The sequence below is a fragment of the Pseudoalteromonas sp. Z1A2 genome (genome assembly GCF_011378755.1).
GTDB classification, from domain to species: Bacteria; Pseudomonadota; Gammaproteobacteria; order Enterobacterales; family Alteromonadaceae; genus Pseudoalteromonas; species Pseudoalteromonas distincta.
This window is the reverse complement of record NZ_WTKX01000025.1, coordinates 56,096-66,790: the sequence shown is the minus strand read 5'-3', so window position 1 is coordinate 66,790 and position 10,695 is coordinate 56,096. Positions and strand designations below refer to the sequence as shown.

Annotated in this window: 11 protein-coding genes; 3 read left to right on the top strand and 8 right to left on the bottom strand. The window is 39.6% G+C overall.

Annotation, left to right across the window (positions count from 1 at the left end):
- Positions 1–119: 119 nt before the first annotated feature.
- Entirely contained in the window at positions 120–2,027 is a 1,908-nt protein-coding gene (locus GQR47_RS16070) for a beta-ketoacyl synthase (protein WP_165724128.1), read from the bottom strand.
- 127 nt (positions 2,028–2,154) lie between these two features.
- Between GQR47_RS16070 and GQR47_RS16065 the strand changes: the two genes are divergently transcribed.
- Both GQR47_RS16065 and GQR47_RS16060 read left to right on the top strand, forming a co-directional pair.
- The gene (locus tag GQR47_RS16065; protein WP_165724126.1) at positions 2,155–3,165 is read left to right on the top strand and encodes a helix-turn-helix domain-containing protein; all 1,011 of its coding nucleotides are present in this window, start codon (positions 2,155–2,157) and stop codon (positions 3,163–3,165) included.
- Positions 3,166–3,233: 68 nt separating this feature from the next.
- A complete protein-coding gene (locus GQR47_RS16060; RefSeq protein ID WP_206016167.1) occupies positions 3,234–4,469 on the top strand; it encodes an EAL domain-containing protein in 1,236 nt (411 codons plus the stop codon).
- A gap of 28 nt (positions 4,470–4,497) precedes the next feature.
- Here GQR47_RS16060 and GQR47_RS16055 read toward each other — a convergent pair whose 3' ends face one another.
- The 3 genes from GQR47_RS16055 to GQR47_RS16045 are packed head-to-tail and all read right to left on the bottom strand — an operon-like array spanning position 4,498 to position 7,533.
- Complete coding sequence (locus GQR47_RS16055; protein ID WP_165724125.1) at positions 4,498–5,013, bottom strand: MgtC/SapB family protein; 516 nt, start codon at positions 5,011–5,013, stop codon at positions 4,498–4,500.
- Between the two features lie 8 nt (positions 5,014–5,021).
- Positions 5,022–6,134, bottom strand: coding sequence for a GNAT family N-acetyltransferase/peptidase C39 family protein (locus GQR47_RS16050; RefSeq protein ID WP_165724123.1), 1,113 nt, complete (start codon positions 6,132–6,134; stop codon positions 5,022–5,024).
- 4 nt (positions 6,135–6,138) lie between these two features.
- Positions 6,139–7,533, bottom strand: coding sequence for a RimK family protein (locus GQR47_RS16045; protein ID WP_165724121.1), 1,395 nt, complete (start codon positions 7,531–7,533; stop codon positions 6,139–6,141).
- A 293-nt stretch (positions 7,534–7,826) separates the two neighbouring features.
- Here GQR47_RS16045 and GQR47_RS16040 point away from each other — a divergent pair, with 293 nt between their 5' ends.
- Complete coding sequence (locus tag GQR47_RS16040; RefSeq protein ID WP_165724120.1) at positions 7,827–8,165, top strand: zinc ribbon domain-containing protein YjdM; 339 nt, start codon at positions 7,827–7,829, stop codon at positions 8,163–8,165.
- Between the two features lie 140 nt (positions 8,166–8,305).
- On the opposite strand, the gene GQR47_RS16035 is transcribed toward GQR47_RS16040, so the two are convergent.
- From GQR47_RS16035 to GQR47_RS16020, 4 genes are all read right to left on the bottom strand, one after another.
- Positions 8,306–8,824, bottom strand: coding sequence for a transposase (locus GQR47_RS16035; protein ID WP_024595115.1), 519 nt, complete (start codon positions 8,822–8,824; stop codon positions 8,306–8,308).
- A gap of 198 nt (positions 8,825–9,022) precedes the next feature.
- Positions 9,023–9,406: a hypothetical protein gene (locus GQR47_RS16030; RefSeq protein ID WP_024595114.1), complete on the bottom strand. Its 384-nt coding sequence runs from the start codon at positions 9,404–9,406 to the stop codon at positions 9,023–9,025.
- Complete coding sequence (locus GQR47_RS16025) at positions 9,399–9,665, bottom strand: hypothetical protein (RefSeq protein WP_024595113.1); 267 nt, start codon at positions 9,663–9,665, stop codon at positions 9,399–9,401. The genes GQR47_RS16030 and GQR47_RS16025 overlap by 8 nt, the downstream gene beginning before the upstream one ends.
- Before the next feature lie 381 nt (positions 9,666–10,046).
- Positions 10,047–10,523 (bottom strand): GreA/GreB family elongation factor, encoded by a 477-nt coding sequence (locus GQR47_RS16020; RefSeq protein ID WP_165724118.1) that lies wholly within the window; start codon positions 10,521–10,523, stop codon positions 10,047–10,049.
- Between the last annotated feature and the right edge of the window lie 172 nt (positions 10,524–10,695).

Genomic DNA, 10,695 nt, shown 5'->3' with positions numbered 1-10,695 from the left:
GATTTGAAGATCTGATCATGACATTGAGATTTAGTTCAAAAAAATCCCCGCTAATTTCTTAGCAGGGATTTGTGTATAAGAGACAGCTTAAAAAGCGCCTTGCTAACAAGTATGTGTGCTTAAAACATATCTTGATAGGAATTTGTTGTGCTAAACGTAATTGCTTTTTTAAAGCCCGGTAACTGAATACTTTGCTCGTCTATTACAATGTCGTTGTCGTCAATAAGTCCGTCGCCAAAGCGGTAAATAAGCTCATATTGGCCTAAATCAGCTTGAGCTTGATACATTTGTTGCGCGGCTTTAATTGCCATGTTTTTCTGCGCGTAACTACTCATAACTTCATCGCCATGGCGCTTAGCGAGCATTTGCATTGTTACTTTTGGTGAAAGTACGGTAGCTGTTGCATTATTACCGCCAAAGCCTTTTGAATTTATAAAAGCAATATCCATATCAGCGCATTCGTAATGGCTATTACGAATATCAAGATGATCGGTGTAAACATCATCAGCCACTTTATCAATTGTGGTAATACCCGGCATAATATTATGGCTAAATACACCTAAAGCTATCGCTAATTGGTCGCCACTTGCAGGAGCTATAGTATGACCAACATAGGCTTTTGGCGCTGTCACTTTCCAATTATCAATAGCGAACGTTTGTGCCACTTTGTGATATATCAGCGACTCTGTTACGCGGTTTAGTGGTGTACTTGAGCCATGCGCTAAAATAAAGCTACGTTCTTGCAAAGCTTCTTTGCCTAAAAGGCTCGTTGCTAAAGCAGCCGATTTAGCCATGGTAATATAGTTACCAGGACCAGGTGACGTGATTGATTTTTTTATGCCATCTGCATTTACAAATACATCCGGTACGCAGCCCATAATGTCAGCGCCTAGTTCAAGGGCTAAGGCATCGTCCATTAAAATAGCAACTTGTGCGCCTTCACCTAATGTAAAGCCGCAGTTGTCGCCAAATGGGCGGCTACTTTTGCGATAATCTGGTTCTTCATCACTTGATAAGTTATCTAAACGGCGCAAACCTTCAACATTTGCAAGTGCGCTCATGTTACCAAAGCCTTCAATCACTTCTGGTGTAATAGCACATTCAACACTTGCGACAACCGCAACACGTGTACGCCCTGCTTGTATGTCATTAACCGCTGCACGTAAGTTGTATAAAAACGTAGCACAGGCGCCCGAAGTCGAAAACGTAGTCCCTACATTGCCCGTAACATACGCGTTAATAAAGTCGGTCGACATTGTATTTAAACCCAGTGCTAACTGCTTAGTGCTAACACGGTCGCCTTGTTGGCGCGCCTTTACTAAACCGCCTAGGCCTTTGTCGTCCATTTGGCCAATTACCGATGCTGAATAGGTACCAATTTTATCTGGCTCTACGCTATTCATAATATGCTGCCAATCAAGCCCTGTTGATTTAATAGCATCAGTTGCTGCAAAAATAGTGGCTTGCAAACCACGAGGCTGATAGCGGCTGTTATACATAACTGATGGATCAAACCCAGTCGGAAATTGCCCAGCAGATTTAATTGGATTATCACGTGTTGAGTCGTGCTTTACGTCTAAGTCGGCTGCAATAGTTACTTTAACTTTTTTGCCTTCAAGCTCTTCAACTTGCCAGCTAGCAGGAACTGGTGCAGGTAAGTCGCGAGCGCGCGTTTCAAACACAATTGCGTTATCGCTTGATGCGGTTAGTGTCATTTTTTGCTGCCACGGTGTGGCATCGGCATCAAAGTGTTCTTTTTCAATTTTACGAATAAGTGTACCAGCAATAATTTGCTCACCAAAGCGTGCTTCTATGTCGCTTTGCTCAACATTATTACCTTGTGTATCTTGTAATTGGCCGTTTACAACGCTTACTAGATTCATCAGTGTGGCGAGGCCTAAAAACGTTTCTTGACGATCTTGTGCACTTAAACTGTCTAACACAATACGGCGGTAACCTTGGTGAAAAGAAGTACGGCCAGCGGCATTAATGCCTCCCATGCCTACAATTACGGGTAATGCGGTCATAATTTACCTTTAAAAAACGTGTTATAAGAATATGACACTAGTTTAAATGGATTGCGCACCACACTTTGTGCTTTAATAGCCAAATATTAAGCATAAAAGGCCAACCCTAACTGGTCGGAGCATCTATATGACTGATAAACAGAGTAACCCCCCATTAAATATAGCTATTGCTGTTTACCAACACTTATTAATAACGAGTTTAACCCTCCCTATAGAGATGCTGAGAGCGGGCGAAGCCTTTGCAAAAGGCCATATTAATAAACAAAACTTTAGGCCACTCGCTATTCATTTAGTTGCTAAAAACCTTGAACCAATAAGCAATCGTACCGGCTTGGCAATCCTTCCCGATTGCGCCACCAGCAATACCCCAAATTGCGATTTAGTAATAGTGCCCGGTATTTGGCGAAACCCGCGCCCAGTTGTACGCACTAATCAAAATATAGTTACTTGGCTGGGGCAAAGTTTTACAAATGGCAGCCATATTATAGGTGTAGGCACTGGCAACTGTTTACTAGCAGAGGCCGGGTTACTTGACGGGCACCCAGCAACCACCCATTGGCATTACGCTAAACAATTTAGTCACGACTACTCCAAAGTACTGTTAAAGCCTGACTTTTTTATTACTCAATCCGAGCGACTCTATACCGTAGCCAGCCTAAACGCCCTAGCCGATGTAATAGTGCATATTATTAGCCAGTATTATGGCAAAGCTGCAGCGCAGCATGTTGAGCGCAATTTTTCCCACGAAATACGCAAACCCTACGAAGATCAGCGCTATCTTGAAGGTGCGGTTGATCGCCATCCCGATGAATTAATTGCCCAAATTCAATTTTGGTTAAAAACTAACTTAGCAACAGAGCTTAATTTACAGGATGTAGCCGCACAGTTTAATTTAAGCTATCGCTCTTTTACGCGGCGCTTTAAAGCAGCTACCAACCAAAGCCCTATTGAGTATTGGCAACAGTTACGAGTAGAAGGTGCTAAAGAGTTGCTCGCTTCGTCAAATTTATCAATTCAGGAAGTAGCGTTAGAAGTAGGCTATAATGATCAAGGTCATTTAACGCGAATATTTAGAAAAATATTGAACCAAACACCCAGTGAGTATCGTAAAGTAGTGAGAAAAAAATTGTTTGGTTAATACTTTAAAAACAAGCCAAGCTACTGTATTAATATAAACCATTAACTAAAACACAGGAAGTTGGAAATATGCATGTAAATTTTAGTGAAAATTTACTATTAGATATTGAAGCAGAGACTGATCTCAATACTAGACTAACTCGCTTGCTAGCACTTATTCGTAAACACCTTGATATGGACGTTGCTTTTATTTCTGAGTTTAAAGACTCTAAACGTATATTTAAATTAGTTGATACCAAACGCCCTAACGAGATTGTAAAAGTAGGTAATTTTGATCCCATAAACGAAACCTACTGTAATAAATTAGCCAATAATGAACTAGATAATATAATACCTGACATCAGTAAAAATAGTATAACCCGCAATATGCCGGTTACTAAAAAGCTTAATATTGGCGCTTATATTGGGGTGCCAATTACCTTATCTAACGGCGATATTTATGGCACATTTTGCTGCTATAACGAGCAAAAAGACGACACATTAAACAAGCGTGATCTGGCGTTTTTAAATTTAATTTCAGATCTGGCTTCACAGCTTATTGATACACAAATACAAGACAATGAAGCAAAACAACTTATTAAATCTAACGTACTTAATATTATAAACACAAACAATATTGAAATTTACTACCAGCCTATATATAGCTTAAACACAAATAAAGTTTCGGGTTACGAATCCTTGTCTCGCTTTTTTGTTGAGCCCTATAGAACACCTAACATTTGGTTTGATGAAGCAGCACAGTTTGGTTTAGGTGAAGCCCTAGAAGTGTTGGCAATAAACAATGTTTTAGGCAATATGAGTCATTTTAATAAAGAGGTGTATGTGTCAATTAACACCTCTCCAGAGCATATACTAAGTGGTGCCGTTGCCAATGCATTAGCTGCTATTTCTGATTGCAGTAATATAGTATTGGAGGTAACCGAACACTCTCCTATTGCCAACTACAATGAAATGTTAACGGCACTCGCGCCACTGCGTAAAAAAGGCATACGCCTAGCTATAGACGATGTTGGTGCGGGGTATTCTTCTTTTCAGCATATTTTGGAGCTACAAGCAGATATTATTAAACTTGATATTAGCCTTACCCGAAACATTAATAGCGATCGTCGTAAATACTTATTAGCTAAAGCATTATGCGGATTTGCTAAAGACATTGGCTGTAATATTATTGCCGAAGGCATAGAAACACTAGAAGAAATAAACACCCTACGCAAACTAAATGTCGATAAGGTTCAGGGCTATTATTTAGGCCGCCCACAAGCACTTTGCGATGCTTTAGTGCATCAAAAATTAGTATTAAGTTAGTTATAAATTTAATTATAAAGACGCCACTTTATAAGTGGCGCTCTGTTTTATTTTCGCTTTTGCGATAATAGCGCTTAGAATAAATTTTAACTTTAGTGTGCACACCTTTACTTAAACTTTTAAACTTAGCTTCAAGCACATCAACACCGTATAAAATACCGACCACCAGCACAGAAAGCTTAATAGCTGCGCCCAAGTTTTCGGTGGCTATCATTACGCCAATAGATGCCAGCACCCAAATAGTTGCTGCCGATGTTACTCCTACCACAGCGCCGTCTTTAGCTAGCATTACGCCTGCGCCCAAAAAGCCAATACCAGTAATTATTTGTCCCACTACGCGAGAGTGGTCAATTACATCGCCTTGTAAATTAAACGCAGTGGATAAAAACAAATACGTGCCCAGCGTTATTAGGGCTGATGTACGAATTCCTACAGGTTTGCCACGCAATTGGCGCTCTATTCCAATAATGGCACCGCAAAAAGCCGCAGTACCAATAGCTGCCCATGAATACGGGGCTACATCAATTAAATCTAAAAAAGTCACTGTTAACCTTATATTTTATTAGCTATAGCCACCGCCGTTCTTAAACGTTGGCTACCAAACGCTGACATTTTACTAAAATCACTTCGCGCAATAGGTACATATTGGCAATCGATTGCGAGCTGTTTATCGTTACCTGGCTCACAAAACGGATCGTGAACATACACGCAGTGCTCATCAAGGTGCGTAACACACACCCAGTGTGGCGATTTTTTACCATCAAAACTGTATGTACTAATTAATAACAGCACACTAAAGCCTTTACTTAACCACTGCTCAATATGCTCAAGCTCTACATCTTTATGCTTAAGCGGTATATTTGCTTGCGCTATACCATCTACAAATTGCTGGTGTACGGTAGCTAACACCACTTTTTTGTTCTCGTTACGTACACCATCTAAAAACAAAGGCTCTGTGGTATTAACCATTACCTCGCTTTTAAAACCACGCTTATTAGCTCCAAGTGCCAAACCAAACGGATGGCAACCACCATGACCCGATGTCATAAAAATGGTGGTACCTTCACGCCAAAGTGCCAGCTCATGCGATTGGGTAAGCTCAGTTGTTGGCTCAAGTGCGCCCATTGCCATTAATAGTGCAGCAGGTCCGCACGTAAACTCAGTAGTTTGCTGATACCACGGCGTTAAACGCGCCACTTTTAACTCACTCGTTTGTCGAATGTTTTTTTGCATTCGTAGTGCGTCACTGTGGTCATCGTAATAATCGCTATATTGACCAAACACTCTGTAACCTAAGCTTTTATAAAGCCCTATCGCACCTTCGTTATTTACAGCCACTTCTAAACGAAGGTAAATACGCCCTCGCTCATACGTTTCTTTTTCAAGGCTAGTAAGCAATGTCTTTGCAACGCCCTTACCTTGCATTGTGGGTTTTACAGCAAGCGAATATAAACGCGCTAAACGAGTCCCTTTATGGCACCACACTAATCCATATCCACATACTTGCTCGCCATTTTGGGCAACGAGTAAAATACCGTGTTTTGCACTAAGCCAGCGTTTTAAACTACGCGGACTTAATTTATCGTTATTAAAGCAAGCGTTTTCAACGTCAATCAGTGCATTTAAATCACTACTAAGCGCCTTTCGAATAACAAGGTTGCTCATGTTATTACCCACGGCCTCGTGCTTCTAAGCGTTGTTTAAACTCATCCATAATGATCATGTATAGCTCGTCGCCTAAATAGCCGTCTTCTACCTTGTGATCAATACTTGGGTTGTCGTTTACTTCAAGTACATATGCTTTGCCTTGATGCTCTTTAACATCTACGCCATATAAACCCCTACCCACTGTTTTACATGCTTTTAATGCTGCATCTAACACCGCTTTTGGTAACTCAAAGGTTGGTAGAGTTTCAAAGCCGCCAGAGAAAAACCGTTTAGCGTCGTGGTTATAAATTTGCCAATGGTTACGCGCCATTAAATAGCGGCATGCATAAATTGCACGGCCATTTAACACACCCACTCGCCAATCATATTCGGTATACATGTACTCTTGTGCAAGCACTAATGCGCTATATTCAAACAGCTCTGTAAGCTTAGCGGCAAGCTCATCACGGTTTGAAACTTTAAACACACCTTTTGAGAACGACCCTTCAGGCATTTTTAAAACAAGCGGATACGTAAACGCTTCTTCTAATTGCTCAAGCGTTTCATTTGCTTGATCAGCCACTACAACCGTTTTTAAACTTGGCACTTTTTGATAATTAAATGCATCGTGTAAATACACTTTATTACAACAACGTAAAATAGACTCAGCATCGTCAATAACCACTAAACCCAGGCTTTGCGCATTGCTTGCAAGGCGATACGTTGGGTGGTCAATCGCTGTAGTTTGGCGAATAAATAACGCATCAAACTGGGCAATGTTATCAATTTCGTCAAAGCTTAATGCTTGTGCATAAATACCGTGTTTAGCCGCTGCTTTAATAAAACGTGCAATGGCGTCTTTGTCACTCGGTGGTACTTTTTCGTTATGATCAACAAGTATTGCCATGTCCCATCTAAAACGACGTTGCACAGAACTAATACGCCACTGCGTTTTAGTAAAGTTATCTAGCTTGGCTACAAATTCGCTGTACTGCTGCTCGCTTAAAGACGACATCGAGCCTTGTTGCAATAAGCCTTGCTCATCAACAAATAAAATAGGCGTTGGGTATTGTTTAAATACCGACTTTGCCGCTTTTGATTGTAAATCGTTTTGGGCATTACCAAAATAAAGTGTGCCATCTATTTGGCCCACATTTAACATAGGAGCTTGGCCACTACGAAGTGCATTAATGGTTTTTACACTGGGTAAAACTTGGTGTTTTCGCGCCTCAGCAAGTAACGAGCAATAGTAACCTTTGCTCAAGTATTGGCTTGAGTCGCACAGATTAATAATGCGTGTTTTTGGTTCGTTATGTTTTGGGTAATCACGTAAGTAGGTATTAAACGTAATTACATTTTCGAACGATTGAGCAAGCGTTTGCTCGTTGTTATCAACCACAATTAAGGTTTTAAACACGACTTTTCCTAGTTAAGTCAAAATATAAAAAGCATGCTTAATAAAATACTAAGCATTATAAATAGAAACACCCATCGTACTAAGTGGGCATTGCGCGAATCACTTAATATGATGGGTGCTTTAACAGGTACCTACTGTACGAGTTAGCGCTTAAATTGCTTAAGCGACATGTGCTTTATATGCCCTTTTTTAAAAACGCACAAACGAGATATTTTTAGCGTGAAGATGAAAAATATTGATTAACTAATAATGCAGATTAAAATACGCAAAACAATATCTTATGAGAGTTAAAAATGTCGCTGCCTGCTTGCCCAAAATGCCAATGTGAATATGTTTACGAAGACCAACAACTGCTTATATGCCCTGAATGCGCTTATGAATGGAACCCAAATACTGCACACGATGAAGACGCTATTTTAGTTAAAGATGCCAACGGCACATTACTTAATGATGGCGATAAAGTGACAGTAGCCAAAGATTTAAAAATTAAAGGCAGCTCGCAAGTAATTAAAATTGGCACAAAAGCGGTGGTTAGAAGAGTGCTTGATAAAAAAGATCACGAGCTAGATTGTAAAGTAGATGGCATTGGCGAAATGATGGTAACAGCAAAGTTTGTAAAAAAGGCTAACTAGTAGGTCGGATAAATGGCGAAGCCATGCTATCCGACGCGTAATAAAGGCCAAAGTTATTTCATTCAACAATAAACTTTTGTACAAAGCTAAAGTGTATCATGTTGCTATGGCTTTGTCGGATGGCGCTTCGCTTATCCGACCTACATCTTAATTATGTGTATCTTTTCACCACACCAGTTACTCGTATAAATCCCTTGCTTTACGGCTCTGTGAAAACTTGAATAAGGCCAATCAACTACTCGACTAACTAGACCATGCTTTAGCGGATTAAAATGAACATAGTTAACATGGTGCCAATAATCATTATCATCCCTGATGGTATGTTCCCAAAAACGGCGTTGCCAAATTCCTCGCTCATTTTTACGTTTTCTTGTTTGAGTTAAAAACTCTGTTTTTGGGAGTGATTTTGAAAATCGCTTTTTAATTTCTCGCCAGCGCCCAGAATAATCCGTATCGTTGTCTGGCAAGGTTAAAACCGCATGAAGGTGATCGGGTAGCACAACCCATGCATCTATATAAAATGGCCTTTGGGATTTAACAACGCGGATAGACTCTCTTAATAAATCAATATGCTCAACTAACAACGATTTATTACGGTCGAGCAAATTAACAGTAAAAAAATATGACCCTCCTTTTACATAATTCCGACGATATTGCATTGTATGTCCACTGTATTATTTGTTACGCATTAGCTAAATAAAGCGTAAATTTAAGATATATACAACATTGACGTAGGTCGGATAAATGGCGAAGCCATGCCATCCGACAATAGATTTATGAACAAAGGTAATAGTTTATCGTGTTGGTAATTAGGATGGGTGTCATCCTAATTTTTTTACAGGGGAAGGTTTAAAAAATCATCCAGTCGTTAATTTTCTAAAACCTTTTTTCAAAACATCCATTTGGGAGGAAACGTTTTCTGAAGTTGTTTCACTACCTGTTTTAAGTGCAATAATAGCTAATACTAGGGATACTATAGGTAATAAAATACCAAGAACCAGAAAAGTTAGCTTTATGATGTGACCTATTTCTTTAGGAAATGCAAAGTAAGTAGCCCAAACACTAATAGCTCCACCACCACAAATCCCACATAAAACCCATAATAGATTATCTCTAAATGGATGTGTGTTTTTTAAATTGTTATGAATTTCATCCCATTGATCTTCAGGTACCATTAAACAATCAAGCGCATCAGGAGATTTATAGGATAGCGTATCTTTAAATTCAAAGTTATCACTCATTGTCTTCTCCTTGGCCCACTAACCCTACTTTTGTAGCATTTATTGTCAAAGTATTTCCGCAATTCTTACACTCAAGCATGAGTAATGGAACAAATGAGCCTCCAACAGTAAGTTCTCCGCTGCTAAACTGACGCATTTCATATAGCTCTTTATGTACGGTCCAATCTGTTGTGCTACAGACATTACATCCTCTATCCTGCGTCCAAACTTTTTTCAAAAAATCTAGAGCTATTTTTTGTTGTTTTTTAGTTAATTTCAAATGAGATCCTATGAATTATTAAGTGCTATTCGCCTAACGGCTTGAACACCACCTTGGGGGTTTATAACATGATTCAATAATTCCACTAAATAACTTTAATGTAAACAGATGATTACCCATGTAATAAAATGGGCTCTGTTGTTTTGCACCAAAACGACTTTTAATAATGTTATGAGACAAAATTACCTTTGTCGGATGGCAATTCGCTTATCCGACCTACATTTAAATATTACATATTCACCACGTCAGGTATTAAAGCATTGACGTAGGTTGGATAAATGGCGAAGCCATGCTATCCGACAATTAATTTATGAATATAAATAAGCGATTATTACGTTGGCATAGCTTTGTCAGATGGTGTTCTCTTAAAAAACCAAAGCTTTATAAAATCTCTACCACCACATATTCGTGGGCTTTACCTGTAATTGTTAATGTAATTTCATCATCAATTTGTTTATTTAATAACTGCTTACCCATTGGTGCGCCGGGTGTTACAACAGCAATTGCGTGCTGTTTAACGTTTACTGTTAAACCACCAGCGGCTGGGCCTAAATAAAACCATTTTTGCGCTGCGTTATCATCTTCTAAACACACCAGCGAACCGATAGCTATTTTGTCGGTTGGCTTTTCGTTAAAGGCAGGCTCAAACAACTCTATGCTTTTATAGCAATCGTTTACGCGCTGGGCTTGGCCTTGTGCTAAATAAGCGGCTTCGAGCCCTAGGGTATCGTATTTATTTTCGGCTATGTTTTCTTCATGTGTGGCGGTGTCGTGCGCAGTTTTTGCCGCTACTTTTGCTGTTGTAAGCTGCGCTTCTAGCGCAAAGCGAAGATGTTCGATAACGTGGGTTTTATTCATGGGGATTAGTACAATACAGGCTGTAAAAATAAGGTAGCTAGTTTAACATTTTTGCTAGGCTTAAAACCATTGTTTTAAACCCCGCAAGTTTGTTGGGAATAATAGCGGGGTATAAATAAGCATTAAACTAACAAAGAGCCGCTGATTGGTTGGTACAGCTCTTTGCTTATGC